A 26,366-nucleotide genomic window follows, 5' to 3' on the forward strand; every position below is an offset into this window, starting at 1 on the left:
GTTTACTGGCCTTCCGGTTCGAATATCAGGGTGAGCGGTTGTGCCGCGAGGCGCTTGGCGACCTCCGGGTCGCGGGGCATGGGCAGGGGCGAGGCCTTGTCCACGGCACGCCGGGCGGATTCATCGAAGGCGCGGTTGCCGCTGGAGCCCGCGACCCGGGCCGATAATACCCGGCCTTGGGGGGAGATGCGGATCTCCATGCGTGCCTTGAGGCCGTCGGGGATACCCGAGGGGCGCAGCCAGCTGCGGGAAATGGCCTGGTTCCAGGCCCCGCCCAGGCTGCTGGCGGCGCGGGCGACCGCCCGCTGGATGGCCTGCTCGCGTGCTTCGGCTTCGCGGCGCTCGGCCTCGGCCTGGCGGCGAGCTTCTTCTTCGCGGCGCTGACGCTCGGCTTCGGCCTGGCGCCGCGCCTCTTCCGCCTTGCGCCGGGCCTCCTCTTCCTGGCGGCGGCGTTCGGCCTCGGCCTGGCGGCGCGCTTCCTCTTCCTGGCGCTGGCGTTCGGCCTCGGCGCGGCGGCGCTCTTCCTCTTCGCGCTGGCGCTTGAGCACGGCCAGGCGTTGCTCCTCGCGCTGGCGTTCGGCTTTCAACTGGGCCTGCCGTTCGGCTTCCTGCTTGCGACGGGCTTCTTCCTGGCGGCGCTGTGCCGCCTGTTCGGCTTTGCGGCGCTGCTCGGCTTCCCGACGTTCGCGCTCGGCCTGTTCGCGCTGGCGTTTCAGCTCCGTCAAGCGCTGCTGTTCTCGCTCCCGCGCGGCGGCCAGTTCCTGCTGGCGGCGCTGCTCGGCGGCGCGGGCATCGGCTTCGGCCTGGCGCTGGCGTTCAATTTCGGCCTGGATCCGGGCCTCGTCCACGGCCACGGCCTGGATCGGCAGTTCGCGCGGCGTGGCCTCCACGGCCTGGGGCGTGTGGCCGGAGAAACTCAGCACGAACAGCGTGCCCAGACCCAGATGCACCAGCAGGGCGAGGCCCAGTTCCTTGCTGCCTATGCTTTTCATGGGGCGTTATCCGGCATCTGCGTACTCAGTCCCACCTTGGGTACGCCGGCGGCCTGCAGCTGCACCATGGCCTGGACGACCTTGCCGTAGGGCACGTTCTGGTCACCCCGCACCAGTACCGGGGTGCCGGGCTGGCGGCGGACGATGGCGGCGACGCGGGTGAGCAGGGTGTCGGTGTCCACGGCCTCGGGTTCGGCGGCGCCGACACTGAAGTAATAATTGCCCTCGGCGTCCACGGCAACCAGCACCGCTTCCTGATCCTGCTGTGGCAAGGGCTCGGCGCTGGCCCGGGGCAGTTCGATCTCGACACCCTGATAGAGCAGCGGCGCGGTGACCATGAAGATCACCAGCAGCACCAGCATGACGTCGATGTACGGCACGACGTTGATCTCCGCCATGGGGCGGCGCCGGCTGCGGCGACTGGCGGGGCTCATGGGGGCCGGCATGGCTACTGCTCCTTGCCCTGGGTGTGGGCGTGGCGCTGGAGAATGCTGGTGAACTCTTCCATGAAGATTTCGTAGCGGTTGGCGAGCCGCTCGGCCTGGTTGCTGTAGCGGTTATAGGCGATCACCGCGGGAATGGCGGCGAACAGGCCCAGTGCCGTGGCGATCAGCGCCTCGGCGATGCCCGGGGCGACGGTGGCCAGCGTCGCCTGTTGCATCTGCCCCAGGGCGCGGAAGGAATTCATGATTCCCCAAACGGTGCCGAACAGGCCGATGTAGGGGCTGGTGGAGCCCACCGTGGCGAGAAAGGGCAGGTGCTGTTCCAGCTCATCGAGCTCTCGGGACATGGACACCCGCATGGCCCGGTGGGCGGCCTCCACGGCGGGCTCCGCCGGCCCGCCGCCCTGGCGCATGCGGCTGAACTCGCGAAAGCCCGCGCGGAAGATTCGCTCCAGCCCGCCGGTGTCGGGCTGGGTGCGTTTGACCTTGTCGTAGATCTCGCGCAGGTTGCCGCCGGCCCAGAAGCGTTCCTCGAACTCATCGGCGCCGGCCAGCGCGTCGCGCAGGGCCTTGCGCTTGCGGAAGATGATGGCCCAGGAGGCGATGGAACCGGCCAGCAGGGTCAGCATGACCAGCTGTACCACCAGGCTGGCGTCGATGATGAGTTTGTAGATGGACAGGTCCACGGCCATATCGTGTGGGTCTCCGCTTGCTTCAGTTCAGGGCGGCCAGCAGGGGGGCCGGCAGGGCGCGGGGGCGCAGGGTTCGTGCATCCAGGCAGGCGATTCTCACCTCGGCGTCCAGCAGGCGCTCCCCACCCCGGTGGATGCTTTGCGCAAAGCGCAGGCTGGCGCGTTTGGCCTCGGCCAGCCGGGCCTGCACCTGAAGCATGTCGTCGAAGCGCGCGGGGCGTCGAAACTCGATGCCCATGCCGCGCACGGCGAAGACTATGCCCAGGGTGTCCCGCAACCGGCTTTGCTCGAAGCCCAGGGCGCGCAGCCAGTCGGTGCGGGCGCGCTCCATGTATTTCAGGTAATTCGCGTGATAGACGATGCCCCCGACATCGGTGTCTTCGTAGTAGACGCGTACGGAGAGCGAAAATTCCCTCACTGCGGTGATTTCCTCGGCCGGTCGTTGTCGGGGGGCCAATTTAGCCGCCAGGGCAGGGGATTGAAAGCCTGCTCGCGCACATATCGGTCGATCTGAAAGCATAAAAAAGGGAGCCCCCGAAGGGGCTCCCGCGCCGGCATCCCAGCCGACCTGGGGGCAATCCTCGCCCCCTTTAACGGAGTGTGGCAGGCGGGTTCCCTCCGCCCGTCCCTGGCTCGCGCCCGATGTCCTGCCGACAGCCTCCAGCCGTCCTGTTTTCCCTGGCCCACCTGGGCCTGTGGTCTAGAGCGCAATCCTGCGCCCGGAGGGGGTCGGTGGCCGCGCTATTCGACGGGATCGCGCAGCGCCACGCGAGCCATGGGGTGCCTTCGCGTGATTGTGTTTGTGACTTGCCGTGTCATTTGCGAACTCGTGTCGTTTGCGAACAAGCGAAGCAGGCTTCGTGCCAACTGTTGCAAGTCCTTGATGTGATGGGGTTTGCAGTTTCAGCGGCGGGCCGGCCCGGGTCGCGGGTTGTCGCCTGCGGGTGACGCTTTCCGGTGGCTGGGTGGGAGAGGCATTCAAATCAATGGCTTACGGAGTCGCCAATGGGCGACGCCCCCGGGAGGGGCGGCTCCCTCAGGGGGGCGCTGGGCGCTTCAAGCCTCGCCGCGCTTGAACAGCCCCGGGTTGATGTCGTGACGGTTGAGCAGCTTGTAGAACTCGGTGCGGTTGCGCCGGGCGAGCCGCGCGGCCTTGCTGACGTTGCCCTGGGTGATCTGCAGCAGTTTCACCAGATACTCCCGCTCGAACTCCCGTCGGGCCTCGGCGAAGGCGGGCAGGTCCGGCTCGGCGTCGCGCAGGGCGCGTTGTACCAGGGAGGCGGGCACCACCGGGCCGGTGGAGAGCACGGCCACCTGCTCCACCAGGTTGGCGAGTTGGCGAACGTTGCCCGGCCAGGGCGCGGTCACCAGCTGGTCCATGGCCTCGCCCGCGAAGCCATTGAGCTGACGCTCGTATTTGGCGGCGTACAGCTGCAGGAAGTGGTTGGCCAGCAGCGGGATGTCCTCGCGCCGCTCGGCCAGCGAGGGCAGCTCCAGGGTGACCACGTTGAGCCGGTAGTACAGGTCTTCGCGGAATTCCCCGGCCGCCATGGCGGCGTCCAGGTCCTGGTGGGTGGCGGAGATGATGCGCACGTCCACCGGGCGCGATTCGGTGGCGCCCACCGGGCGCACCCGGCGCTCCTGCAGTACCCGAAGCAGCTTGACCTGCAGGGGCTGGGGCATGTCGCCGATCTCGTCGAGAAACAGACTGCCGCCGTCGGCGGAGACGATCAGCCCGGCATGATCGGCGCTGGCGCCGGTGAAGGCGCCTTTCTTGTGGCCGAACAGTTCGGATTCCAGCAGGTTCTCGGGAATGGCGCCGCAGTTCACCGCCACGAAGGGTTTGTCGGCCCGGGGGCTGGCCTTGTGGATGGCCTGGGCCAGCAGTTCCTTGCCGGTGCCGCTATCACCGCGGATGAAGACGCTGGCGTCCGACGCGGCGACCATGCGCGCCTCGCTCAAGACGGCTTCCATGCGCGGGTTGCGGGTGACGATGTCGGCGCGCCAGCCGTTGCTCTCGCCTTGCGGGGCGGCGGAGCCTCCGCTGTGGCGCAGGGCGTCCTCCACCTGCTTGAGCAGGCTCTGGGCGTCGAAGGGCTTGGTGAGAAAACCGTAGACGCCGCGCTTGGTGGCCTCCACCGCATCGGGGATGGAGCCGTGGGCGGTGAGAATGATCACCGGCAGGGTGGGGTAGTGGGCATGGATGTGGTCGAACAGCGCCAAACCGTCCATGCCCCCCATGCGCAGGTCGGTGACCACCAGTTGCGGGCGCTCCACCTGCAGCACGCTCAGCGCCTGCTCGCCGCTCTCGGCGGTGTGGATGCGGTAGCCGGCGGCGCTCAGGCGGATGGAGAGCAGGCGGAGCAGATCGGGGTCGTCGTCCACCAGCAGGATTCGTGATTGCTGTTCCATGACGATATTCCTGGTGGTCCTTGAGTGTTGGTGGCGGCTCAATCGCGCTGTTGCAGGCTGCGCTCGATGGCCTTGAGGCCGTCCAGTTGGCGCCGGAGTTCCTCGGCGCGGGCCCGGGTGGCGGCCAGCTCCGAGCGGGCGGCGCTCAGTTGCCGGTCGGCGGCCATTTCCCTGTTCTGGAGGCGCTGATGACGCAGCCAAAGGTTCTCGCCGAGCAGCGCCCAGGCGTCGGGCGTGGCCTGATCCAGGCAGGGGCGCAGCAGGCTGCGCAACCGGGCCTCGCCCGCCCGCAGCGCCTCCATGAGCATGGCACGGCGCAGGCGCGGGGCATCGCAGCCGCCGCCCAGCGCCTCGCCGGGCTGGGCCAGGCGCCGGCGTAGTTGTTCGTCATCCATGCGCAGCACGGCCACCTGCCAGGCGAGCAGCTCCTCCAGGCTCTGCGCCGGCCCGGCCGCGGGCGGTGGCGGTGGGGGCTCGGGCCGGAAGGGATTGTACTGGCAGCCGGCCAGCCCCAGCAGGGCCGTGAGCAGCAGCAGGCGCGCGGCGATGGTCATGGGTGATTACCTTGTGGGCGCAGGGGCAGCTCCACCCGCAGGTGGCCGCCGCCGGCTTGATCGTTGAGCACCATGATACTGCCCTGGTGGGCAAGTACATACTCGCGGGCTATGGACAGGCCCAGCCCCGAGCCACCCACGTAGCCGCTGGGGCGGGCGCTGCCCTGGCAGAAGGCGCCGAAGATCTCTTCGGCCTCCTCTTCGGGAATGCCAGGCCCTTCGTCGTAGACGTCCAGGCGTACCTGACTACCCTGGCGGCTGAGTTCCACACGCACCTCGCCCCCGGGACGGCAGAACTTGACCGCGTTGGAGAGCAGATTGTCCACCACCGTGGCGAGCTTGTCCCGATCGCCCCGCACGCTCATGGGCTTGAGCCGGGTGTTCAGGCGCAGCTGCTTGGTCAGGGCCGCGGGCTGATGATTGCGCAGCACCTCTTCCACCAGCCGCTGCATCTCCACCGTTTCCAGGCTGAGCGGTGGCGGCTCGCCCTGGGCGGTGCCGAAGCGCAGCAGGTCCTCGATCAGTCGCTGCAGGGCCCGGGCGTTGGACTCGAGGATTTCGGCGATGGCCTGTTGCTGCTCGTTCAAGGGGCCCACCACCTGATCCTTCAGCAGCGCGCTGCTCTCGCGGATGGCGGTGAGGGGGGTCTTGAGCTCATGGGAGACGTGATGCAGAAAGCGGGTTTTCTGCTCTTCCAGTTCCTGCAGCCGTCCCCGCAGCCAATCCAGCCGATCGCCCAGGTACTGCAGGTCCTGGGGGCCGCGTACCCGGATGGGCAGGTCGAAGCGGCCGTCGCCCAAGCGGTGGATGGCCCGATCCACCTGGCGTATGGGTCGGGAGATGAGCACGGTGAACAGGGCGCTGGAGGCGAGTGTCAGCGGTACCAGGGCGATGGCCAGCCACAGCAGCAGCCGCTCGAAGCCGGCGGCGCGCTTTTGCAGGGCCACCACGTCCTGGTCCACCCGCTGGTAGGCGCCGCGCAGGATGTTGCGGCTCAGTTCGGTGAGGGCCTGGAAATCGCGCACGATATCGCCGGGGTCCGGCGGCTCGCCGCGCCCCCCCATCAGTGCCGCGCGCAATTGCTCTTCCAGATCCGCCAGGGCCTCGATGCGGGCACGCTGGCGCGCGTCGCTGGGCAGGCGGCGCAGGCTGCCCAGGGTTTCGAGGAACTGGCGGTGGTGCTCCGCGTAGACCTCCAGCAGTTCCTCGTCCTGGAGCAGCAGGTACTGCCGGGCGCTGCGTTCCATGGCGGTGATCTGCTCGCTCAGGGTGCGTCCGGCCTGGGTGGCCTGCAGGCCGGAATAGACCACCTGTTGGCTGCGCTCGGCCAGGCGCTCGATCTGCAGGCCGCCATAGGCGAGCGCCGCCATCAGCGGCAGGGCGACGATGCCGAAGCCGTAGAGGACCAGTTTGAGCAGGGATCTGGGTCGGTAGAGGGCCATGGGAACCCGACATCAACCCCGGGGGGTGTCGTCGAACAGGTCCGGGTCCTGCCCCTCCAGGCGCGGCGGCGGGGCCAGGCCGAAATGGGCGTAGGCGTTACGGGTGGCGACCCGCCCTCGGGCGGTGCGCATCAGATAGCCCTGCTGGATCAGGTAGGGCTCCACCACGTCTTCCAGGGTGCCGCGCTCCTCGCCCACGGCGGCGGCCAGATTGTCCACCCCCACGGGGCCGCCGTCGAACTTCTCGATGATGGTGAGCAGCAGGCGCCGGTCCTGCACGTCGAAGCCGCTGGCATCCACGTCCAGCAGCTCCATGGCGGCGCGGGCCACGTCGCCGCTGATGTGGCCGCCGGCTTTCACTTCGGCGTAATCACGCACCCGGCGCAGTAGGCGGTTGGCGATGCGTGGCGTGCCCCGGGAGCGGGAGGCGATCTCGGCGGCTCCCTGGGCGTCGGTCTCCACCGCCAGCAGGTGGGCCGAGCGCCGGACGATGCGGGTCAGTTCCTCGATGGAGTAGTACTCCAGGCGCTGGACGATGCCGAAGCGATCGCGCAGCGGCGAGGTGAGCAGCCCGGCGCGGGTGGTGGCGCCCACCAGGGTGAAGGGCGGCAGGTCCAGCTTGATGGAGCGGGCCGCGGGGCCCTCGCCGATCATGATGTCGATCTTGTAGTCCTCCATGGCCGGATAGAGGACTTCCTCGACCACCGGGCTCAGCCGGTGGATCTCGTCCACGAACAGAACGTCGTGGGCTTCCAGGTTGGTGAGCAGGGCGGCGAGATCACCCGGCTTCTCCAGCACCGGGCCGGAGGTCTGGCGCAGGTTCACGCCCATTTCGTGAGCGATGATGTGGGCCAGGGTGGTCTTGCCCAGGCCGGGCGGGCCGAAGATCAGCACGTGGTCCAGGGATTCACCCCGGCCGCGGGCGGCGGGGATGAAGATCTCCATCTGCTCCTTCACCGCCGGCTGGCCCACGTAGTCGGCCAGGGTCTTGGGGCGGATGGCCCGGTCCACGGCGCTGTCCTCGGCGGAGGCCGAGGCGGTGATGACGCGGTCCGTGTCGATCATGGCGGCTTACCTCAGCGCTTAAGCGCTTTCTGCAGGGCGAGGCGAATGATCTGCTCGCTGCTGTGCGCGTCTTCGGCCACATCGCGGGCGAGCCGACCGGCCTCCGCCGGTTTGTAACCGAGCGCGATCAGCGCGCTGACAGCGTCGCTCACCGGGTCGTTGGCGGCGTTCGCCGGGGCGGCCTTGCCCGGCCCCCCGGCGGCGGGGAGGCCGCCGGCCGAGGTGCTGATCAGGTCTCGGGCCCGGTCACGCATTTCGATCAGCAGCCGCTCGGCGGTCTTCTTGCCGATGCCCGGCAGGCGGGTGAGGGTGGCGCTGTCGCCCTGTTCCACGCAGGCGACAAACTCTTCCGGGCGCATGCCCGAGAGCAGGCCTAGGGCGAGCTTGGGGCCCACGCCACTGATCCGGATCAGTGCCCGGAACAGGCTGCGCTCCAGGGTGCTGGCGAAGCCGTAGAGCACATGGGCGTCATCGCGCACGACCAGATGGGTGTGAAGCTGAACCTGCTCGCCGGTCTCGGGCAGTTCGAAGAAGCTGGACAGGGGGAGCTCCAGCTCATACCCCACGCCCTGCACGTCCAGCAGCAATTCGGGGGGCTGTTTGTCGAGTATGGTTCCGCGCAGCAGTCCTATCATCGGCTGACCTGTTTGGCAGTGGCCTGGCTCAGCAGGCCTTCGAGGCCTGCTCGGTGGCTGTGGCAGAGGGCGACGGCGAGCGCGTCGGAGGCGTCCTCCTGCAGCTCGCCACTGAGCTTGAGCAGCATCTTCACCATATATTGCACCTGGTCCTTGCCGGCGCGACCGCTGCCCACCACGGCCTGCTTGATCTCGCTGGGGCTGTACTCGGCCACCGGCAAACCGCGGGCCACACAGGCACAGATGGCCGCCCCGCGAGCCTGGCCGAGCTTCAACGCCGAGCCGGGGTTGCGGTGCACGAAGACCTGCTCCACGGCCACCACGGTGGGCGGGTTGCTGTCCAGCACCACGCTGAGCTGCTCGAAGATGATGCGCAGGCGCTCCGGGAAGCTGCCCGCGCCGGTGCGGATCACACCGCTGGTGAGATATCGCGCCTGGCGGCCGTCGGCCTCGATCAAGCCGAAGCCGGTGAGCCGGGAGCCGGGGTCTATGCCCAGTATGCGCGTCATGACGCGCGCTCAGCCCTCGTAGGCGTCGGCGGCGAGATCGGCATTGGAGTAGACGTTCTGCACATCGTCCAGATCATCGAGCATGTCGAGCAGCCGGGCGGCTTTCTGCGCTTCCTCGCCTTCCAGGCTGACGGTGGTCTCCGGGCGCATGGTCACATCGGCGTCCGCCGGCTCCAGCCCGGCTTCCAGCAGCGCCGCTTTCACCGTCTGGAAGCCTTCCGGGGTGGTGAGCACCTCCACGGATTCGTCTTCGTTGGTGACGATATCCTCGGCGCCGGATTCCAGCGCCACTTCCATGATGCGGTCCTCGTCGCTGCCCGGCGCGAAGGTGATCACGCCGCGCTCCTGGAACAGATAGGCCACGCAGCCGTCGGTGCCCAGGTTGCCGCCCAGCTTGCTGAAGGCGTGGCGGACCTCGCTTACCGTGCGGTTGCGGTTGTCGGTCATGCAGTCCACCAGGATGGCGATGCCGTTCGGGCCGTAGCCCTCGTAGCGCAGTTGCTCGTAGGTGATGCTCTCATCCAGCCCGCCGCCGCGCTTGATGGCGCGTTCGATGTTGTCCTTGGGCATGTTCGCGGCCAGCGCCTTGTCCACCGCCAGGCGCAGACGCGGGTTGGTCGCCGGGTCCGGGTCGCCCATGCGGGCGGCGACGGTGATTTCGCGAATCAGCTTGGTGAAGATCTTGCCGCGCTTGGCGTCCTGGGCCTTCTTCCGGTGCTGGATGTTGGCCCACTTGCTATGTCCTGCCATGGCTGTGCAAACCGCCTTGTTGACTGCCTGAAAAGGAGTGCTGTGGATTGCGCGCAAGCTTAGCATGGCGGCCTGCTGGCGGGCAGGGGGCCGAGGCGGCCTGAATAACGGCTGGAGGAGTCTATAAATTCAAGGTGAATATATCGTCAGGGTGTGCTTGGCATCGCTCCGCGCATAGCGTAATCTCCGAATGCTGCCGCGAATCGGTCCACCGCAAGAGCCGAGGCAGCGGCAAGAACTCGAAATAGTAGTGGACAACCATGTCCATCCAATAAGAAGGAAATAGGGGAGGACCTATGAAACGCCTTCTACAGACCGCAGCGATTGCTGCTTCCGTGCTGGCGGCCGGTACCGCTGCCGCCGCCGATCCCATCAAAATCGCCCACGTCGCCGGTTTCACCGGTCCCCTGGAGCCTTATGCCAAGCAGCTTCAGACCGGCATGGAAATGGGCTTCGAATACGCCACCAACGGCACCAACAAGGTGCTGGGCCGTGACATCGAAATCCTGCAGTACGACTCCCAGCTGAAGCCCGACCGCGCTCGCGCCCTGCTGGAAGAAGCGTATGGTGACGAGGACGTGACCCTGGCCGTGGGCCCCGTGGCCTCTGGTGTGGCCATCGCCTCCCTGCCCATCGCCGAGATGTATGAAAAGATCATCATCCCGGAAGGCGTTGCCGATTCCATCACCGGCAAGGACTGGAACCGCTATGTGGTTCGCATCGGTCGCAACTCCTCCCAGGACGCGATCTCCAACGCCGTGGCCGTGGCTGACGAAGGTGTCTGCATCGCGACCCTGGCGCAGGACTATGCCTTCGGTCGTGACGGCGTGGCCGCCTACAAGAAGGCCGCTGAAGAGCTGGGTGCGACCATCGTGCACGAAGAGTACGTGCCCACCGACGCCACCGACTTCACCGCACCGGGTCAGCGCATCATCGACGCCCTGCGCAACGATGACTGCGAAGAGCGTTATGCTTTCCTGATCTGGGCGGGCGGCGGTAACCCGCTGGCCAAGCTGGCTGATATGAACCCGGGTCGTTACGGCATCACCCTGACCACCGGCGGCAACATCCTGCCGGCCCTGGCTGCCTACAAGGTCTCCCCGGGCATGGAAGGTGCGGGTTACTACTACTACGAGAACCCGAACAACGACGTGAACGACTGGCTGGTCAAGGAGCACTTCAAGCGCTTCAACTCCCCGCCTGACTTCTTCACCGCCCAGGGCATGGCCCAGGCCATGGCCATCGTGGCCGCCATCGAGAAGGCCGGTGCCACTGACACCGAATCCCTGCTCGAGGCCTTCCAGGGTCTGACCTTCAACTCTCCGAAGGGTGAGCTGTACATCCGTCCGGAAGACCAGCAGACCCTGCAGCCCATGTACCACTTCAAGATCAAGGTCAAGGAAGGGGTCGATTGGGCCGTGCCGGAGCTGGTGCGTGAGATCGGCGCCGATGAGATGAATGTGCCGATCCTGAACTGATCGGACGTTGCTTTCGCAACGGCAGCAATAAAAGAAATGGGCGCCCGCCGATCCGGCCGGGCGCCCAACTTATAGCGAAAAGATATTGCCCGCCTCGCAAGGGGCGGGTCGTTTATCCCTCCCTAGATATCTCAGGTGGGCAGCATGTCGGAAAATCCCGTCCTCGAGACCCAGGATCTGACTATCCGTTTCGGCGGGCATGTGGCGGTGGACAGCGTCTCGTGCAAGTTCTATCCGGGCACCCTGACCTCTATCGTTGGCCCCAACGGAGCGGGTAAGACCACGTATTTCAACCTCATCTCCGGGCAGCTCCCGGCCAGCGCCGGGCGTGTGACCTTCTACGGAGAGGACATTACCCGTTTGCCGGCCCCGGCTCGCGCCGATCGTGGTGTAGGGCGTGCCTTTCAGCTCACGAACCTGTTCCCGCAGCTCACCGTGCTGGAGAACTGCCGCCTGGCCGTGGCCTCGCGTCATGGTATTGGCCACAACTTCTGGAGCATGGCCGCCAAGCGCCGCGATCTGACCGATCGGGCCATGAGTTACCTGGAGCAGGTATCCCTGGCGAAGAAGGCCATGCAACCGGCGGCGATGCTGCCCCACGGTGACCAGCGCAAGCTGGAAGTGGGCCTGCTGCTCGCGCTGGAGCCGAAGATCTTCATGTTCGATGAGCCCACCGCGGGCATGAGCGTCGACGAAGTGCCGGTTATCCTGGACCTGATCCAGGACATCAAGAAGCAGACCGACAAGACCATCCTGCTCGTCGAGCACAAGATGGACGTGGTGCGCTCCTTGTCCGATCGGATCATCGTGCTGCACAACGGCCAGCTGGTCGCCGACGGTGAGCCGGCCGAGGTCATCGCCTCGCCGGTGGTGCAGGAAGCCTATCTGGGTGCCGCCCCCTCGGCGGCGGAAGAACAGCAAGAGACGCCGGCCTGAGGGCCAGGCGTCCGATAGAGCGGGGAGCCTGAATCATGGCGGAGCCTTTGCTGAAACTCGACGGGGTGCAGACCCATATCGGCCATTACCACATCCTCCACGGGGTGGATCTGGTGGTGCCGCGTAACCAATTGACGATGCTGCTCGGCCGTAACGGCGCGGGCAAATCCACGACACTGCGCACCATCATGGGCCTGTATACAGCCTCGCACGGCAGCGTCACCTTCGACGGCGAGGACATCACCAAGTGGCCGACGCCGAAGATCGCCACCTCCGGCATCGCCTTCGTGCCCGAAGAGATGGGCATCTTCGGCCTGCTCACGGTGCAGGAGAACATGGTGATCGCCGCGCGCAGCGGCCCCATGGACGAGCAGCGCCTGGAGTGGATCTTCGGGATGTTCCCGGCACTGAAGAAGTTCTGGAGCAAACCGGCGGGCAAGCTCTCCGGCGGCCAGAAGCAGATGCTGGCCATCGCGCGGGCAATCATCGAGCCGCGCAAGCTGCTGATCGTGGACGAGCCCTCCAAGGGCCTGGCGCCGGCGATCATCAACAACATCATCGAGGCGTTCAACCAGTTGAAGGAAACCGATACCACCATCCTGTTGGTGGAGCAGAACTTCAACTTCGCCAAATCGGTGGGTGACTCGGTGGCGGTGATGGATGACGGCAAGATCATCCACAACGGCACCATGGCCGATCTGGCGTCGGACACCGAGCTGCAGACCCGTTTGCTGGGCCTGAGCCTGGACGCGCATCAGTAAGGGTGGGGTAACGAGCATGACTGCGCAAAGCAAGACCCTGGAAAACAAGCCGTCGTTGAGCCCCGCGGAGCTCGTCGACAAGTATCCGCACTACTTCCTGCTGGCGCTGATCGCGGTGCCGGCCTTTTTCGCGATGCCGTTCAGTGCCTGGGCCACCATGACCCTCTCGGGGCTGGCCATGGGGCTGATGATCTTCATCATGTCCTCGGGCATGACGCTGACCTTCGGCCTGATGAGCGTACTGAACCTGGCCCACGGCGCCTTCATCGCGCTCGGTGCCTACGCGGCCTTCTCCATGCTGGAGAACTGGTTGCCGGGACTGTGGGAATCGACCAATTTCGGCGCCAACATGGTGGCCATCGTCGCGGCACTGGTCTTCGCCATGGTGCTGGCCGGTGTGCTGGGCTATGTGTTCGAACGGCTGATTCTCAAGCCCGTGTACGGCGACCACCTCAAGCAGATCCTGGTCACCGTGGGTGGCGGTATCGTGCTGATCGAGCTGGTGAAAGTGTTCTGGGGCCCGAACGAGTACGCCCTGGTTCGTCCCGACGCCCTGCGTGGCTCCTTCGTCTTCGGTGATGTGATCCTCGAACAGTATCGCCTGCTGGCGGTGGTGGTCGGTCTGCTGGTGTTCTGGGGGATGCTCCGGGTCATCAACAAGACCAAGGTGGGCCTGTTGATCCGCGCCGGGGTGGAGAGCACCGAGATGGTCGAGGTGCAGGGCTATCGCATCAAGCAGCTGTTCATCGCCGTGTTCGTCGCCGGTTCGGCGCTGGCCGCGGTGGGCGGCGTGATGTGGGGCATGTACCAGGAGCTGGTGGTGAGCACCATCGGGGATCACATGCTGGTCATGGTGATCATCGTCATCATCATCGGCGGCCTCGGCTCCATCACCGGTTGCTTCTTCGGCGCCGTGCTGGTGGGGCTCCTCTACAACTACGTGGGTTACCTGTTCCCGCACTTCACCGAGTTCTCCGCCATCACCCTGATGGTACTGGTGCTGATGTGGCGGCCACAGGGACTGATCCCGGTGATCAAGGTTTAAGGGGTGAGAGGCATGTTGAACTCAATTCTCTCCGGTGATTATCCGCGCAGCCGCCTGCTCACGGGGCTGCTGATTCTGGTGGTGCTGGGCCTGGCCGGCGGTCCGTTCCTGTGGGACGGCGCCGTGGCCTATCGGACCATCACCCTGATCTGTCTGTTCATCATTCTGGTGGCCAGCTACGACATCCTGCTGGGGTATACCCACATCGTCTCCTTCGCCCACACCATGTTCTATGGAGTGGGAGCCTATGGGGTGGCGATCGTGCTGCAGGAAATGCCCGGCAGCTGGGCCGGGGTGTTCCTCGGTACCCTGGCGGGCCTGGGTGTGTCCATCGTGCTGGCGCTGTTGATCGGGCTCTTCTCCCTGCGGGTGAAGGCGATCTTCTTCGCTCTGGTGACCCTGGCGGTGGCTACCGGGTTCATGATCCTGGTGTCCAAGTTCTACCACCTCACCGGTGGCGAGGACGGCCTGACGCTGCGCGTGCCCCGGGAACTGGGACCGGCCTTCAAGTTCATCGAGAACAGCGAAGGGCGGGTGGCGCAGTGGTATGGCTTCGACATTCCCACCTTCTTCAGGGCCTTCTTCGATAGCAACGTCAGCTTCGGGGATGCCGTCATGAAGGTGCGGATGAGCGGCAAGATCCTGATGTACTACGTGGTGTTCATCGCCTCCGCGGTGCTGTTCCTGGGCATGCTGCGGATGATGAATTCGCCGTTCGGGCGTGTGCTGCAAGCGATCCGCGAGAACGAATTCCGTGCCGAGGCGCTGGGTTACCGGACCATGTACTATCGCACCGCCAACGTGGTGGTGGCCGCCATCATGGCGTCCCTCGCGGGCTCGCTGACGGCTCTGGCGATTCGTTACGTGAACCCGGACACCACCCTGTCCTTCGTGCTGATGGTGAACATCCTGCTGATGTGCGTCATCGGCGGCATGGGCACGCTGTGGGGCGCGGTGATCGGTACCGCTCTGTTCGTGATCGCGGAGACCTATCTGCAGGACTTCATGGGCCTGGGGTACGGTGCCGTGCAGAACGTGCCGGTGGTCTCCGAGTTCATCAACCCGGATCGTTGGCATCTGTGGTTCGGACTGCTGTTCATCCTCAGCGTGTACTTCTTCCCCAAGGGAATCGTCGGTACGCTGCGGGCGCGGGGCGAGCGCAAGACCGGTGTCGGCAAAGGCGCGAACGGCGAAGCGGCCGGCGAGACCAAGCCCGCCGAAGCGTGATCCTGGCCTCTGCGGTCTGAACACAAAGCCCCCGGACTCCCGGGGGCTTTGTTGTATCAGGGGCTGGCTCCTACAGGGCTTCGGACAAGGGTGTGGTAGAAACCCGGCCGATTAGTCCGCTGCATTCCTGTAACCATTGCCCGGCGCGCTCGCGTCCGCTGTGGTGCAAATGTTTCAAGAACGGCCATTCGGTGTTCATGGGGCTGGTGTGGCCCGCCCCCTGAGCCGCATCGCCGAGCTCCAGGCGGTGGAATCTCAGCTGGCGTATGCGCCGGGTGAGGCCCGTGGCGGGCAACCACCGGTTTCGGGGCTCGCAATGCAGTTCGGCGATCAACTGCAGCTCCCGCAACATGTTTGCTTGAAAACCAATTTCGTTGATCCGGTGCATGATGCCGTCCACCGTGGTGGGTACCCCGGCCTGCCAGCGGGGATTGAGCTGAACGAGCAGCAGATCCCGGCCCGGGCAATCGCGGATCAAGGGCATCAGCGGCGGATTCGCCGTGTATCCGCCATCCCAGTAATACTCCCCGTCCACTTCCACGGCCTGGAAGAGCAGCGGCAGGCAGGCCGAGGCGAGCAGGGCATCGGTGGATAGATCGGAGTTGCCCACCAGCCGAAGACCACTGTCGTGCACATTGCTCAGTGCGATATAGAGCGGTGGGCATCTCTTGTCACGCAGTGCCTGCGGGTCGACCCAATCATCGAGCAGGCTGCGCAGGGGGTTCAGGTCCGCGGGGTTGAGCTGGTAGGGCGAGGCGAGCTTGCCCACCTTTCGGGCCAGCGCATGGCGCGGTGAGCTGTCCCGGTTCCAGCCGTGGAGCAGGTAGTCGAACACGGTGGGGAACAGCGGACCCGTGTGGGCGCCGGCGCCCACCTGCTCCCAGAAGCCGCGCAAGGCGGCCCGGGCGCCCTCGGCGCCGTCCTGGGCCCAGCCGCTGGCGAACAGCGCGGCGTTGACCGCACCGGCACTCGCGCCGCTCAGTCCCGCGGGGCTGAACCAGGGTTCTTCCAGCAGCCTATCCAGTACCCCCCAGGTGAAGGCTCCATGGGAACCGCCCCCCTGCAGAGCGAGTTTCAGAGGTAGACGACGACGTGGTGAAAGTCCCTTCAAGGCGGGTTCCTCCGGGTGTGATGGGGCGCTGTCTCCACCGTGGATGGCTATGGTATCTTCATGGCATCTGCAGTATGTGGCCAGAACCCAAGATGACAAAAATCGCCACCGTGACACCGGACATGCTCGAAGACCTGATTCCCCTGCGCGAGCTGGATCAGGAAGCCTTGGAAGCGCTGGCCGATCTGGCGGAGTACGAAGATCATCCCGCCCGTTCGGTGGTGTTTCGTGCGAATTCCGAAGACCCCTGGCTCAGGTATCTGGTTTCCGGATCCCTGGTTCTGGCGACCCCGGACGGGGGGCGGGAAAGCCTGGTCGGGATGGGGGACTCCGCCATGGTGACCCGGCCCCTGGGTCTGGAGCAGCCGTTTCCCCACAGCGCCCTCGCCGGCACCGATGTGCGCTTGCTGCGGATGCCCCGAGAGCGTGTGCTCGACCTGCTGGATCATCATCGCCTGCCGCAATACCAGGTGGACGTGGTCGATGCCGAGAACACTGAAGACTCGGGCTCGCAGTTGTTCTACCAGCTTTTCGAGGACCTGATGGAGGATCGCCTGACGCTACCCAGCATGCCCGATGTGGCGGTGCGGGTGCGCCAGGCGGTCAGCGACCCGGATAGCGGCGCGCCGGAAGTGGCGAAGATCATCCAGGCCGATCCAGTGGTGGCGGCCCGGCTGATGAAGGTGGCCAACAGCCCCGCCTTCGGCGGCGCTCAGCCGGCGGACAGTGTGGCCGCGGCGGTGGTGCGGCTGGGCCTGAAGGTGACTCGGGAGATCGTCACCGCGGTGACGGTGAAGGAAGTTTTCAAGAGCAGCAGCCCGCTGATCAACCAGCGCATGACCGAGCTGTGGATGCGCAGCACCTTGATCGCCGCGTTGGCGACGGTGTTGGCGCGCAAGCTCAAGGGCTTCAGCCCAGACCGGGCCCTGTTGGCCGGGCTGCTGCACGATATCGGTGCGGTGCCGCTGCTGGCCCATGCCCATCATTACCCCGAACTGGCCGGCAATCCGAATTTGCTTTCGCGCACGCTGGATGCCTACCGCGGGCAGGTGGGTGGCATGCTGCTGCGGCGTTGGAACTTCCCCGAGGAGGTCATCGCCGTGCCCCTGAACGCCGGCAACTGGGAGCGTAGCCACGAGGAAGCGGGTGACCTGGCGGATCTCGTGATCGTTGCCCAGTTGCAAAGTGTCGCCGAGACCGCGGAAGCCTCTCGCTACCCCTTGCTCAGCGAGACCCCCGCCTACCGCCGCCTGGGACTGGATGCGCTGGGTATCAGCGACAGCACGCCGGTGATGGACGAGGCGCGGGAGGAAATCGCCGAGGTCCAGCGGCTGCTGATGGGTAAATAAAAGGTTCTTTGCGGGTTAGCAGGGAATTCTGAAACCACGACGGAAGCTGGCGCAGTGGCTCCCGGCTATTGCTGGAACGTCCACCGGAGCGTGAAGGTTCTTGGGCGGGTGGGGCCGGCGGCGGCCGTGCCGCCCCCGCGCCAAGCTTGCAGATCCGGCCACCACCACGATCGGGAGGTCGGTTGGTTAACCCGCCTGCCCGTACAGGGCAAGTGGCCATATCAAACCATCGCTGCCGCGTCGCGCTCCTTTAGAGCAGCGAGCCCTCAGCCGTCTTTTCCCGCTCGGGCTTCCTGGCGCAGATCCTTGCGCAGGATCTTCCCCACCGGGCTCTTGGGCAGTTCCGAGCGGAAGACCACTTCCCTGGGTATCTTGTAGCCGGTCAGGTGCTCCCGACAGTAGCGGATTACGTCATCGGGGCTCAGCTGTGGGTTGCCGGTGACCACATAGGCCCGCACTCGCTCGCCGCCCTCGGGGACGGGCACGCCCACCACGGCGACCTCCAGCACACCGGGCAGGGACTCGATGACTTCCTCGACCTCGTTGGGGTACACATTGAAGCCGCTGACATCGATCATGTCCTTGAGCCGGTCGACGATGGTGATATAGCCACGCTCGTCGACGAAGGCGATGTCGCCGGTGTGGAACCAGCCGTCCCGCAGCGCTTGGGCGGTCTCCTCGGGCTTGTTCCAGTAGCCGCGAAAGACCTGAGGGCCCTTGACCAGCAATTCGCCCATCTCTCCGCCGGGCAGCACCGTGCCATCCGGGCCCACTACCCGGACCTGGGTGCCCGGCAGCGGTATGCCCACCGTGCCCAGCCGGTTCTCGGCCATGGGCGGGTTGACGGCGACCACCGGGCTGGTCTCGGTCAAGCCGTAGCCCTGCAGGATCTGCGAACCCACCACTTCCCGCCATTTTTCGGCGGTGGACTTGTGCAGCGCGGTGCCGCCGGCCACCGAAAGATTCAGCAGGTGCGGCGGCTTGTTGCGGAACCAGTCCTCGTGGCACAGGGCGTGGAAGAGCAGGTTAACCCCGGAGAACTTGTTGACCGTGAACTTCTCGAAGGCCTTGCGCAGGTTCGACGGCGGCCGGGGCGAGGGGCATAGCACATTGCGACAGCCCATCTGGTAGAAGATCATCAGGTTAAAGGTGAAGGCGAAGATGTGGTAGAGCGGCAGCGCCGTGAGCACCGTGTCCTCGCCGCGACGGATGGCGGGGCCCGCCACCGCGTTGATCTGGCTGATGTTGGCCAGCAGGTTGGCGTGAGTCAGTTCCGCGCCCTTGGCGACCCCCGTGGTGCCGCCGGTATACTGCAGGGCCGCCAGGTCGTCCGGGCCCAGGGCAACGCACTGGTTGGACGCCGGGTCCCGAAGCCGTTTGCGCCCCGCCGCCAGGGCGTCAACGAAAGGTTCGGTGGCCACGGGTGGGCGGGGTAGCTGGCCCTTGAGCTTGAGCACGGTCTTGATCAGGCCGCGTTTGAGTCCGGGGAAGAAGTCGGCGACGCTGACCAGCAGCACCTTCTCCACCGCGGTGCCTTCCAGGGCGGTGACCAGCTTGTCGGCGAACAGATCGAGCAGTACCAGCACCTTCGCACCGCTGTCGGAGAGTTGGTGGTGCATCTCGTCGGCGGTGTAGAGCGGGTTGATGTTCACCAGCGCGCAGCCGGCCTTGAGCGTGCCGAACACGGCCAGCGGGTAGGCCAGGCAGTTGGGCATCTGGATGGCGACCCGCTCGCCCTTCTCCAGCCCCAGTTCATCGCGCAAATAGCCCATGAACTGGTCCGACAGGGCATCCACCTCGTGATAGCGCAAAGAGGCGTGCAGACCGTTGTCCAGACAGATGGTGAACGCCGTCTTGCCGGCGTAGTCGGTGCCCGAGCGCCGGATCAGTTCGACCACGTTGCGAAACGCCGGGGCGCGGAAATCCTTCGCCACACCCGGGCCGTACTCCTCGCGCCAGGGCATGGAGTCGTAGAAACCGCTGGGGTCCTGGTGCTCTGCCATGCTCTCTCCTCGATCTCCGTAGGGGCCCGGAACCGTGGTTATACTGTCGCGCTGGTCCCGGATAGCTGGTTTATTCTTGATCTTGGCGTACGGCCAGTATATCCACCTGTATTCGCCCACGGCCACTCTTTCCGAAACGCAGCATATCCATGAGCGAGAAGACGAAATCAACTGCCGGCCCGCCGCCACGCATCGAGCTGCCGTATAGGGCGGACGGCGCGGACTGGTTCGGCCGGTTCCGGCACTGGCCGGGGGCGGTATGGCTGGACAGCGGCGGCACGGGCTGGGATATCTGCGCCGCTCGCCCCCGGGTCACGCTCACCAGTCGCGGCGGGATTACCCGGATCGAGACGGCCGAGGGCCGCCGCGAGAGCCAGGAAGACCCGCTGTGCCTGCTGCGCGAGGAGCTCGGGCCGCTGCGCGCTGCCCATCCGGCGTTGCCTTTCCCCGGCGGCGCCATCGGCTGCTTCTCCTATGATCTGGGGCGTCGGCTGAACGGCCTGCCGGTCGAAGGCGATTGGCCCGAGATGCTGGTGGGTCTGTATGACTGGGCCTTGCTGCTGGATCATCGTGCCCGCCGCGCCTGGCTGGTGGGAGGGGATGCGGCGCTGGCCGAGGAGCTGTGCGGCTTATCGCAACCACCGCCGGCGCACTTTCGGGTGCTGGGCGCGGTGCGCCAGACACCGGGCCGGCGCGCCTATGCCGCCGCCTTCGCCCGGGTGCAGGCGTATCTACAAGCGGGCGACTGTTACCAGGTGAACCTGGCGCGCCGCCTGGAGGCTTCTTGTGCGGGGGATGGCTGGGCGGCCTACCAAGCCTTGCGCGAGCAGGCCGGCGCGCCTTTCAGCGCCTATCTGCGCTATCCCGACGGCGAGGTCATGAGCCTGTCGCCCGAGCGTTTTCTCGCGGTACGCGCCGGGCATGTGGAAACCCGGCCCATCAAGGGCACCCGTCCCCGCCATGCGGACCCGGCCCGCGACGCGGAGGCCGCGCGTGCCCTGCGGGCAAGTCCCAAGGACCGGGCCGAGAACCTGATGATCGTCGACTTGCTGCGCAATGATCTGGGGAGAGTGTGCGAGACGGGCAGCGTGCGGGTGCCGGAGCTGTTCTCGCTGGAGAGCTATGCCCAGGTGCATCATCTGGTGAGCAGCGTGGAGGGCCGACTGCCCGCCGTGGCCCACGCCCTGGACTTGCTGCGTGCCTGCCTGCCCGGCGGCTCGATTACCGGGGCGCCCAAGCGCCGGGCCATGGAGATCATCGAGGAATTGGAACCCGGCCCGCGGGGCATGTACTGCGGCAGTGTGGCCTATATCGGCTACGATGGCGCCATGGACAGCAGTATCGCTATCCGCACCGCATTGCGTCAGGGCGAGCGCCTCCGCTTCTGGGCCGGGGGCGGGCTGGTAGCCGATTCCACCTGTGAAGCAGAGTTTCAGGAAACCTTGGACAAGGCCCGTTTTTTCCTCGAGACCTGTAAAATGCTGCAGTCTTGACAGTAGGTTGTGAACTGCTATTGTTTCGCCCTTGCATGCTGCAACGCATCACGCGGAGGAACCCCCGTCCATGAGTGACATTCGGATCATCAAGAAGTATCCCAATCGCCGTCTCTATGACACGGCTATCAGCAGCTACATCACCTTGGCGGATGTAAAGACGCTGGTACTGGACGGGGTGGACTTCCAGGTAGTCGACGCCAAGACCAAGGCCGACCTGACCCGCAGTATCCTGCTGCAGATCATCAGCGAGGAAGAGGAAGGCGGCGAGCCGATCTTCAGCAGTGAGTTGCTTGCGCAGATCATCCGCTCCTACGGCGGCAATATGCAGAACATGCTCACCAGTTACCTGGAGAAGAGCATGGAGATGTGGGGCGAGCAGCAGCGGGTGTTCCGCGAGCGCACCCGCAGCTTCATGGAAGGCAACCCGATCAACATGCTCACCCAGTTCGCCGAGCGCAACCTGGCCATGTGGCAGGCGATGAGCGGCACCGAGCAGGGCGAAGAGAAAAAACGCGAGCCGGAGGGCGATAGGGACGAGAGCGCTGACGAAGGCGCCGAGCGCAAGTAGGCTTCCCGAGTGTCACCTTTTGTTGACACTCCGCTCACCTGTTTTTATGATGCTGCGGGCCTTGTGCAATGCACAAGGCCCGTTTTCTATCCGCCCAGCGGATAAGCTTCGCAAGCGATTCCGCGCACTCGCCCCAGGCGGGCAGGGTTGCACGGGGTTCCCGGGCAGGCGGCTCAGGCGGCCGCTGCAGGCCCATCTGGTAAGGGGAGAATCGAATGGCTAATCGTGTAGCTTTGGTGACCGGCGGCAACGGCGGCATCGGCACCGAGATCTGCAAGCAACTGGCCGCGGCCGGCTACAAGGTCGTGACCACCTGTGTGGACGCCGAGAAGGAAAATCTCGCCGGCTGGCAGGCTGAGCGCAAGGCCGAGGGTTATGAAATCGGCTACGTCGAGTGCAACGTGGCGGACTTCGACGCCTGCGCCGAGATGGCCAAGCAGGTGGAAGGCGAGTACGGCCCCGTGGATGTGGTCGTCAACTGCGCCGGCATTACCCGCGACACTTTCCTGCACAAGATGGATGCGGCGGCGTGGAACGCGGTGATCTCCGTGAACCTGAACAGCGCCTTCAATGTGACCCGCCAGTTCGTGGAAGGCATGCGTGAGCGCAAGTTCGGTCGTGTGGTCAACCTGGCTTCCGTGAACGGCCAGAAGGGTCAGTTCGGCCAGGCCAACTATGCCGCCGCCAAGGCCGGCATGCACGGCTTCACCATGTCCCTGGCCCAGGAAGGCGCGCGCAAGGGCATCACCGCCAACACCGTGGCGCCGGGTTACATCAAGACGGCGATGACCGACGCCATTCCGGAAGACGTGCGCAACGCCATCGTCGCCCAGGTGCCGGCCGGCCGCATGGGGCTGCCGGAAGAAATCGCCCGGGCGATCGTGTTCCTGGTGGCCGATGAGTCCGAGTACATCAACGGCGCGCTGCTGCCGGTCAACGGGGCGCTGTTCACCAGCTTCTGAGCCAGTCTCGGACCCGTTGTGAAGAAGGCCGCGCAAGCGGCCTTTTTTATTTTATGGGTGGCTTCAGTGAGGCGGCGGGGCGGAGCCGCAGAGGACGCAGAAAATGCGCGATGAATGAGAGCATGTCCCGATAGTTCTCTGCGCGGCGCTGCGGTGATCTGCGCAGCCCAGGGCCGGAGCGCAGGTTGCTGCGGCGCAGCATCGGGGGGCAAAAAAAATGGGAGTCCATTTGGTACTCCCCGGCAGGTTTGCGCTCTTTTTCTTGTTTGGTGCTTATTGTTTCTGCTCTATTGAGCTGGCGCTTGTGTTGTGCAGGTCTATTGTTGGTCTTGTGCCCCTGCTCTCCTCCTCCTGGCGATGCCTTCGGCGTCGCCTCTTCGCCCTCTCAACGAGCGGGCTGTATTGTTCGTACGCTTTCCGAAGTGCAGCAATGTGTTTTCGATAAGCTTTCCGGCATTGTATCCGCGAGGCGACAGTTCGCAAGCACTTTCGATGCTGCGCCGCGTCACCCTTCAGGCGGGTTGCTTGCGTGTCCGCGGGGCGTGATCCAACAGCCAACGGCTGATTCGGGGGTATAGATCGCGCTGGGCGCGGCCGCTGATGAACGGGCTGAGATGGCCGCCGGGGAAGCCTATTTCGCTGTAGTCGCTGCTGCCGCAGGCCTCCCCCAGTGCCCGGGCGCTGGCCTCCGGCACCAGATGATCCCCCTCGGCCCAGATGTTCAGCAGTGGGGCGCGAATGCGGCTCAGCTCCACCGCATGGCCCCCCAGTCGCAGCTCGCCCCGTATGAGGCGGTTCTGCTGGTACAGCTCGCCGGCGAACTGGCGGAAGGCCTCCCCGGCTTGGGCGGGGCTGTCGTACATCCATTGCTCCATGCGCAGGAAGTCGGCCAGGGCTTCCGGCTGGTCCGCCAGCTCCGCCATGTCCAGGTAGCGCTGGGAGAGCAGCCGGAAGGGCTTCAAGCCGAGAAAGAACTGGTTGAGCTGTTCGGCGGGGATGTTGCCGTGGGCGTCCACCAGGGCCTCCACGTCGATGTGCCTGCTCAGGCGCCAGAGCTGGTTGTCTGGAGTATGGAAGTCCACCGGCGTGACCATGGTGACCAGGCCGGCGAGGGATTCCGGGTGCAGCGCGGCGTAGCACAGGCTGAGGGTTCCGCCCTGGCAGATGCCGATCAGCGGTACCGGTGCCTGGGCGTGGCGGCCGCGCACGTGCATCACGGCGCGATGCAGATAACCGTTGATGTAGTCGTCCAGCCCGGTGAAGCGGTCCAGCGGTTCGGGCTCGCCCCAGTCCAGCAGGTACACATCCAGACCCGCCTCCAGCAGGGCGCGGATCATGGAGCGCCTGGGCTTGAGATCCAGGATGTAGGGTCGGTTGACCAGCGAGTAGACGATCAGCGCCGGGGGGGCGGGCGCGGCGCGCTCCTGCACGGGTTGGTATCGGTAGAGAGTGCAGGGGCCGTCGCGCAGCAGCGCCTCGCGTGGGCTGACGCCCACGGGTACTGGCTGCATGGCGGCGGCCTGGCCCAGGGCCCGGGTCAGGCTCCGGCCCCAGCGGGCGGCCTCGCGGCTGTAATCGTCAAAAGTCATGGGGTCTCGGTCTGCTCCCGGCGCAGGGCTCGCATCTCCCGGCGCAGCTGGTGCAGCTGGTTCTGAGTATCGCGCAAGGCGCGCCGGCTGGGCAGGTCCAGCGCCTCGAGTACGCCGTCCAGCAGTTGCTGGGAATGGGCGGTAAGCGCCGTCTGGCTGTTGTTCAGACGCCCCAGGGCCTGGGCATAGGCGTCACGCTCCAACAGTTGTTCATAAGCTTGCTCGCTGGTTTCCAGCCAAAGCTGGTACAAGCTTCGCAGGCTGGGCGTCTCGCCGTGCTGTTCGCGCAGATCCTCCAGGCGCGCCTGGCAGCAGGCGGCCGCGGCCAGTACCGCCTCATCCAGCAGGCGCTGAAAGTCGCCGCGGGCCTGGCGATAACGCTGCAAGGCGTCCAGGGCCTCCTGCAGGCGGCGCTGATAATGCTGGTAAAGGCCCAGTTGCGGCAGACGCATAGTCGGCCACAGGGAGAAGGGCGGCGGATCGGTTTCGTCCGCGGCGCCCTGCTGGGCGCGGAGCATCGCCTCCAAGCCGGCGGTTGCATCGGCGCTGTAGCGGCCGGCTTCCTCCAGGGACTGGCGCAGTCGCTCGATCAGAGCTTCCGGTTCGCCGCGCCCCAGGGCTTCCCAGAGCAGCTCGAAGCTATGTTGTACCAGCTCGCCCTGCGGGGTGAGGCCGCCCCGGAGGCTGCGCCAAAAGGCCCATAGCGCCTCCTGGGCCTGCTCGGCCCAAGCTCGCTGATCGCTGGAAGCTGCATCGTCCATGGGCAGGCACCGCTGTGACTTGCTGCATTGCGGTGCCTAGGATAGCACCGCGTGGCGGCGCTCAGGAATCGCGGGCGCGTTCGGCGGCCCGGCGCCATTGCTCCCGGTAGGCGGCGGCGCGCTCCTTTTGGTAGCGGTCGGCCTCGGCACTGTTCAGTACGGCGTCCAGCTGGGTGAGGGCGGCGCGCAGATCGCCACCCATGTAGTAATGGCGGGCCATGGCGAGGCGCGCATCCACCGGATGGCCGGCGGCATCGGCGAGCCGAGCGAGATCACGCAGGGTGTCCGCCTGCAGCGGTTGGCGGCGGTGCAGTTGCTCCAGCTGCTTCCAGGCCTGTTCGCTGCGCCCGGCGGCTTCCAGGCTGCGCGCGTAGCCCACGCCCAGGCCGGCGTCGTCGGGGTAAAGGGACAACCCCTCGCGATAATGCGCCAGGCTCTGTGCGGTGTCTCCCGCGGCCCGTTTCAGCTCGCCCAGGGCGGCGAAGTAGGCGGCCCGCTCGCCGTGCTCGTCCAGCAGTTGCCGCAGCAGCCCCTCGGCCTCGGCGTGCTCGCCTTCGCGGATCAACAACAGGGCAAGACCGTAGCGCAGGGCGTGGGCGCGCAGGCCCTCGGCCTCGGCGAGCCGGGCGCGAAACTCCCGCGCCGCGCGCTGGCCGCGCTGGGCCTTGAGCGCGGCCAGGCGGGCGCGCATCAATTGGAAGTCGTCATTTTCAAAGATGTCGCCGCGGGGTTGGCTATCCGCTCGAGCGCGGGTGTCGCTCACCCGGGATTCGGTAACCGGGTGCGTGCTCAGGTACTCCGGCGGGCGGTCCTGGTAGCGGGACTGCTGGAGCAGGCGTTCGAAGAAACGGGGCATGCCCCGGGGGTCTAGGCCGGCGTCGGCCAGGATACGCATGCCCACGCGGTCGGCTTCCTGCTCGTGCTGGCGGGAGTAGTTCAGCTGCTGCTGGATGGAGCCGGCCACGCCGGCCATGGCGGCGGCGCTGCCGGCCTGGGGGCTCTGGCTGCCGATGAGTATCGCCGCGGTGAGCAGTGCCGCGGTGCGCCAGGTGGAGTTTTCGGCGGCGGCGATCCGCCGGGCGATGTGGCGCTGGCTGACATGGGCGATTTCATGCGCCACCACGCTGGCCAGTTCGCTCTCGGAGCCGGCGTTGAGGATCAGCCCGGTGTTGATGCCGATATAGCCGCCGGGCAGGGCGAAGGCGTTGATGGCCGGGTCGTCCACCACGAAAAAGCGCAGCTCCTGCTCGGTATATACCCGCGAGGCCAGGCGCCGGCCCAGGTCCGACAGGTAGCCGCTGATCTGGGGGTCCTGCTCCATGGGCAGCTTGCGGCGCAGTTCCTCCATGATCGCGTCCCCCAGGGCGCGCTCCTCGCTCTCGGACAGGGCAAGGCTCGCCGGGTCGCCCATTTCGGGCAGGCGCAGGGGCTCCGCCGCGGCGGGGGCCGCCAGGACCAGGCACAGCAGGCTTGTAAGTAGGCGTCGCACGATGATCCGGTTTCCGTTCCTTGTGGCTGGGTAGACCGTGGCGGCCCGCGGCGGGTTCCCGCAACACATTTACCACAACTCTAAGGCATACTGACGC

General features: G+C 66.1%; 25 protein-coding genes. 9 read left to right on the forward strand and 16 right to left on the reverse strand.

The features are described 5' to 3' along the window. Positions 1–2 precede the first annotated feature (2 nt). The 11 genes from tolA to GBG68_RS00875 all read right to left on the reverse strand — a co-directional run bounded on the left by tolA (position 3) and on the right by GBG68_RS00875 (position 9,494). A complete protein-coding gene (gene tolA, locus GBG68_RS00825) occupies positions 3–992 on the reverse strand; it encodes a cell envelope integrity protein TolA (protein WP_152144119.1) in 990 nt (329 codons plus the stop codon). Next, positions 989–1,438 (reverse strand): protein TolR, encoded by a 450-nt coding sequence (tolR, locus tag GBG68_RS00830; protein WP_226801494.1) that lies wholly within the window; start codon positions 1,436–1,438, stop codon positions 989–991. Before tolR ends, tolA begins: the two co-directional genes overlap by 4 nt. 2 nt (positions 1,439–1,440) lie before the next feature. Further along, positions 1,441–2,127, reverse strand: coding sequence for a protein TolQ (gene tolQ / locus GBG68_RS00835; RefSeq protein WP_152144121.1), 687 nt, complete (start codon positions 2,125–2,127; stop codon positions 1,441–1,443). 22 nt (positions 2,128–2,149) lie between these two features. Continuing rightward, positions 2,150–2,554: a tol-pal system-associated acyl-CoA thioesterase gene (gene ybgC, locus GBG68_RS00840; protein WP_413463303.1), complete on the reverse strand. Its 405-nt coding sequence runs from the start codon at positions 2,552–2,554 to the stop codon at positions 2,150–2,152. 629 nt (positions 2,555–3,183) lie between these two features. Continuing rightward, positions 3,184–4,539: a sigma 54-interacting transcriptional regulator gene (locus tag GBG68_RS00845; RefSeq protein ID WP_152144125.1), complete on the reverse strand. Its 1,356-nt coding sequence runs from the start codon at positions 4,537–4,539 to the stop codon at positions 3,184–3,186. A 38-nt stretch (positions 4,540–4,577) separates the two neighbouring features. Beyond that, on the reverse strand, positions 4,578–5,093 hold the full coding sequence (locus GBG68_RS00850; protein WP_152144127.1) for a hypothetical protein: 516 nt from the start codon (positions 5,091–5,093) through the stop codon (positions 4,578–4,580). Beyond that, the gene (locus tag GBG68_RS00855; protein WP_152144129.1) at positions 5,090–6,535 is read right to left on the reverse strand and encodes a sensor histidine kinase; all 1,446 of its coding nucleotides are present in this window, start codon (positions 6,533–6,535) and stop codon (positions 5,090–5,092) included. Before GBG68_RS00855 ends, GBG68_RS00850 begins: the two co-directional genes overlap by 4 nt. A 12-nt stretch (positions 6,536–6,547) precedes the next feature. Next, on the reverse strand, positions 6,548–7,600 hold the full coding sequence (gene ruvB / locus GBG68_RS00860) for a Holliday junction branch migration DNA helicase RuvB (RefSeq protein ID WP_152144131.1): 1,053 nt from the start codon (positions 7,598–7,600) through the stop codon (positions 6,548–6,550). An 11-nt stretch (positions 7,601–7,611) separates the two neighbouring features. Continuing rightward, complete coding sequence (gene ruvA, locus GBG68_RS00865; RefSeq protein WP_152144133.1) at positions 7,612–8,235, reverse strand: Holliday junction branch migration protein RuvA; 624 nt, start codon at positions 8,233–8,235, stop codon at positions 7,612–7,614. Next, positions 8,232–8,744 carry a crossover junction endodeoxyribonuclease RuvC gene (gene ruvC / locus GBG68_RS00870; RefSeq protein ID WP_152144136.1) on the reverse strand — a complete coding sequence of 171 codons (513 nt, stop codon included), beginning with the start codon at positions 8,742–8,744 and terminating at the stop codon, positions 8,232–8,234. The genes ruvA and ruvC overlap by 4 nt, the downstream gene beginning before the upstream one ends. Positions 8,745–8,753: 9 nt before the next feature. After that, the gene (locus tag GBG68_RS00875; protein WP_152144138.1) at positions 8,754–9,494 is read right to left on the reverse strand and encodes a YebC/PmpR family DNA-binding transcriptional regulator; all 741 of its coding nucleotides are present in this window, start codon (positions 9,492–9,494) and stop codon (positions 8,754–8,756) included. A 296-nt stretch (positions 9,495–9,790) separates the two neighbouring features. Between GBG68_RS00875 and GBG68_RS00880 the strand changes: the two genes are divergently transcribed. From GBG68_RS00880 to GBG68_RS00900, 5 genes are all read left to right on the forward strand, one after another. Beyond that, positions 9,791–10,972, forward strand: a complete 1,182-nt coding sequence (locus tag GBG68_RS00880) for a substrate-binding domain-containing protein (RefSeq protein WP_152144140.1) — start codon at positions 9,791–9,793, stop codon at positions 10,970–10,972. 144 nt (positions 10,973–11,116) lie between these two features. Beyond that, on the forward strand, positions 11,117–11,908 hold the full coding sequence (locus GBG68_RS00885) for an ABC transporter ATP-binding protein (RefSeq protein ID WP_152144142.1): 792 nt from the start codon (positions 11,117–11,119) through the stop codon (positions 11,906–11,908). A 35-nt stretch (positions 11,909–11,943) separates the two neighbouring features. Beyond that, positions 11,944–12,669: an ABC transporter ATP-binding protein gene (locus tag GBG68_RS00890; protein WP_152144144.1), complete on the forward strand. Its 726-nt coding sequence runs from the start codon at positions 11,944–11,946 to the stop codon at positions 12,667–12,669. 16 nt (positions 12,670–12,685) lie between these two features. Continuing rightward, positions 12,686–13,714, forward strand: coding sequence for a branched-chain amino acid ABC transporter permease (locus GBG68_RS00895; protein ID WP_152144146.1), 1,029 nt, complete (start codon positions 12,686–12,688; stop codon positions 13,712–13,714). 12 nt (positions 13,715–13,726) lie between these two features. After that, positions 13,727–14,941 carry a branched-chain amino acid ABC transporter permease gene (locus GBG68_RS00900; protein ID WP_152144148.1) on the forward strand — a complete coding sequence of 405 codons (1,215 nt, stop codon included), beginning with the start codon at positions 13,727–13,729 and terminating at the stop codon, positions 14,939–14,941. 70 nt (positions 14,942–15,011) lie between these two features. On the opposite strand, the gene GBG68_RS00905 is transcribed toward GBG68_RS00900, so the two are convergent. Then, positions 15,012–16,052 carry a patatin-like phospholipase family protein gene (locus GBG68_RS00905; RefSeq protein ID WP_152144149.1) on the reverse strand — a complete coding sequence of 347 codons (1,041 nt, stop codon included), beginning with the start codon at positions 16,050–16,052 and terminating at the stop codon, positions 15,012–15,014. Between the two features lie 92 nt (positions 16,053–16,144). On the opposite strand from GBG68_RS00905, the gene GBG68_RS00910 reads away from it, so the two are divergent. Beyond that, entirely contained in the window at positions 16,145–17,401 is a 1,257-nt protein-coding gene (locus GBG68_RS00910) for an HDOD domain-containing protein (RefSeq protein ID WP_226801499.1), read from the forward strand. Between the two features lie 266 nt (positions 17,402–17,667). On the opposite strand, the gene GBG68_RS00915 is transcribed toward GBG68_RS00910, so the two are convergent. Further along, positions 17,668–19,404, reverse strand: coding sequence for an AMP-binding protein (locus tag GBG68_RS00915; protein ID WP_152144151.1), 1,737 nt, complete (start codon positions 19,402–19,404; stop codon positions 17,668–17,670). 149 nt (positions 19,405–19,553) lie between these two features. Here GBG68_RS00915 and pabB point away from each other — a divergent pair, with 149 nt between their 5' ends. The 3 genes from pabB to phbB all read left to right on the forward strand — a co-directional run bounded on the left by pabB (position 19,554) and on the right by phbB (position 22,430). Further along, positions 19,554–20,897 carry an aminodeoxychorismate synthase component I gene (pabB, locus tag GBG68_RS00920; protein WP_152144153.1) on the forward strand — a complete coding sequence of 448 codons (1,344 nt, stop codon included), beginning with the start codon at positions 19,554–19,556 and terminating at the stop codon, positions 20,895–20,897. Between the two features lie 70 nt (positions 20,898–20,967). Beyond that, a complete protein-coding gene (phaR, locus tag GBG68_RS00925) occupies positions 20,968–21,468 on the forward strand; it encodes a polyhydroxyalkanoate synthesis repressor PhaR (protein ID WP_152144155.1) in 501 nt (166 codons plus the stop codon). Positions 21,469–21,683: 215 nt separating this feature from the next. Further along, positions 21,684–22,430 (forward strand): acetoacetyl-CoA reductase, encoded by a 747-nt coding sequence (gene phbB / locus GBG68_RS00930; RefSeq protein WP_152144157.1) that lies wholly within the window; start codon positions 21,684–21,686, stop codon positions 22,428–22,430. A gap of 512 nt (positions 22,431–22,942) precedes the next feature. Here phbB and phaC read toward each other — a convergent pair. The 3 genes from phaC to GBG68_RS00945 form a co-directional block, all read right to left on the reverse strand. After that, positions 22,943–24,019 (reverse strand): class III poly(R)-hydroxyalkanoic acid synthase subunit PhaC, encoded by a 1,077-nt coding sequence (gene phaC, locus GBG68_RS00935; protein ID WP_152144159.1) that lies wholly within the window; start codon positions 24,017–24,019, stop codon positions 22,943–22,945. Further along, on the reverse strand, positions 24,016–24,780 hold the full coding sequence (locus tag GBG68_RS00940) for a poly(R)-hydroxyalkanoic acid synthase subunit PhaE (RefSeq protein WP_152144161.1): 765 nt from the start codon (positions 24,778–24,780) through the stop codon (positions 24,016–24,018). The genes phaC and GBG68_RS00940 overlap by 4 nt, the downstream gene beginning before the upstream one ends. 61 nt (positions 24,781–24,841) lie before the next feature. Next, positions 24,842–26,269 carry a M48 family metalloprotease gene (locus tag GBG68_RS00945; RefSeq protein ID WP_193222164.1) on the reverse strand — a complete coding sequence of 476 codons (1,428 nt, stop codon included), beginning with the start codon at positions 26,267–26,269 and terminating at the stop codon, positions 24,842–24,844. Between the last annotated feature and the right edge of the window lie 97 nt (positions 26,270–26,366).

Source organism: Alkalilimnicola sp. S0819, assembly GCF_009295635.1.
Classification (GTDB): Bacteria; Pseudomonadota; Gammaproteobacteria; order Nitrococcales; family WHIW01; genus S0819.

Excerpts from the sequence above, each read along its gene's own strand:
- GBG68_RS00850 (WP_152144127.1), bottom strand. The coding sequence starts at position 5,093 with ATGACCATCGCCGCGCGCCTGCTGCTGCTCACGGCCCTGCTGGGGCTG.
- GBG68_RS00940 (WP_152144161.1), bottom strand. The coding sequence starts at position 24,780 with ATGGACGATGCAGCTTCCAGCGATCAGCGAGCTTGGGCCGAGCAGGCC.
- ruvA (WP_152144133.1), bottom strand. The coding sequence starts at position 8,235 with ATGATAGGACTGCTGCGCGGAACCATACTCGACAAACAGCCCCCCGAA.
- GBG68_RS00875 (WP_152144138.1), bottom strand. The coding sequence starts at position 9,494 with ATGGCAGGACATAGCAAGTGGGCCAACATCCAGCACCGGAAGAAGGCC.
- GBG68_RS00895 (WP_152144146.1), top strand. The coding sequence starts at position 12,686 with ATGACTGCGCAAAGCAAGACCCTGGAAAACAAGCCGTCGTTGAGCCCC.
- ruvC (WP_152144136.1), bottom strand. The coding sequence starts at position 8,744 with ATGACGCGCATACTGGGCATAGACCCCGGCTCCCGGCTCACCGGCTTC.
- GBG68_RS00900 (WP_152144148.1), top strand. The coding sequence starts at position 13,727 with ATGTTGAACTCAATTCTCTCCGGTGATTATCCGCGCAGCCGCCTGCTC.
- tolR (WP_226801494.1), bottom strand. The coding sequence starts at position 1,438 with ATGCCGGCCCCCATGAGCCCCGCCAGTCGCCGCAGCCGGCGCCGCCCC.
- ruvB (WP_152144131.1), bottom strand. The coding sequence starts at position 7,600 with ATGATCGACACGGACCGCGTCATCACCGCCTCGGCCTCCGCCGAGGAC.
- tolQ (WP_152144121.1), bottom strand. The coding sequence starts at position 2,127 with ATGGCCGTGGACCTGTCCATCTACAAACTCATCATCGACGCCAGCCTG.
- pabB (WP_152144153.1), top strand. The coding sequence starts at position 19,554 with ATGAGCGAGAAGACGAAATCAACTGCCGGCCCGCCGCCACGCATCGAG.
- GBG68_RS00855 (WP_152144129.1), bottom strand. The coding sequence starts at position 6,535 with ATGGCCCTCTACCGACCCAGATCCCTGCTCAAACTGGTCCTCTACGGC.
- GBG68_RS00890 (WP_152144144.1), top strand. The coding sequence starts at position 11,944 with ATGGCGGAGCCTTTGCTGAAACTCGACGGGGTGCAGACCCATATCGGC.
- phaR (WP_152144155.1), top strand. The coding sequence starts at position 20,968 with ATGAGTGACATTCGGATCATCAAGAAGTATCCCAATCGCCGTCTCTAT.
- GBG68_RS00845 (WP_152144125.1), bottom strand. The coding sequence starts at position 4,539 with ATGGAACAGCAATCACGAATCCTGCTGGTGGACGACGACCCCGATCTG.
- GBG68_RS00915 (WP_152144151.1), bottom strand. The coding sequence starts at position 19,404 with ATGGCAGAGCACCAGGACCCCAGCGGTTTCTACGACTCCATGCCCTGG.
- tolA (WP_152144119.1), bottom strand. The coding sequence starts at position 992 with ATGAAAAGCATAGGCAGCAAGGAACTGGGCCTCGCCCTGCTGGTGCAT.
- phbB (WP_152144157.1), top strand. The coding sequence starts at position 21,684 with ATGGCTAATCGTGTAGCTTTGGTGACCGGCGGCAACGGCGGCATCGGC.
- GBG68_RS00880 (WP_152144140.1), top strand. The coding sequence starts at position 9,791 with ATGAAACGCCTTCTACAGACCGCAGCGATTGCTGCTTCCGTGCTGGCG.
- GBG68_RS00910 (WP_226801499.1), top strand. The coding sequence starts at position 16,145 with ATGACAAAAATCGCCACCGTGACACCGGACATGCTCGAAGACCTGATT.
- GBG68_RS00885 (WP_152144142.1), top strand. The coding sequence starts at position 11,117 with ATGTCGGAAAATCCCGTCCTCGAGACCCAGGATCTGACTATCCGTTTC.
- phaC (WP_152144159.1), bottom strand. The coding sequence starts at position 24,019 with ATGACTTTTGACGATTACAGCCGCGAGGCCGCCCGCTGGGGCCGGAGC.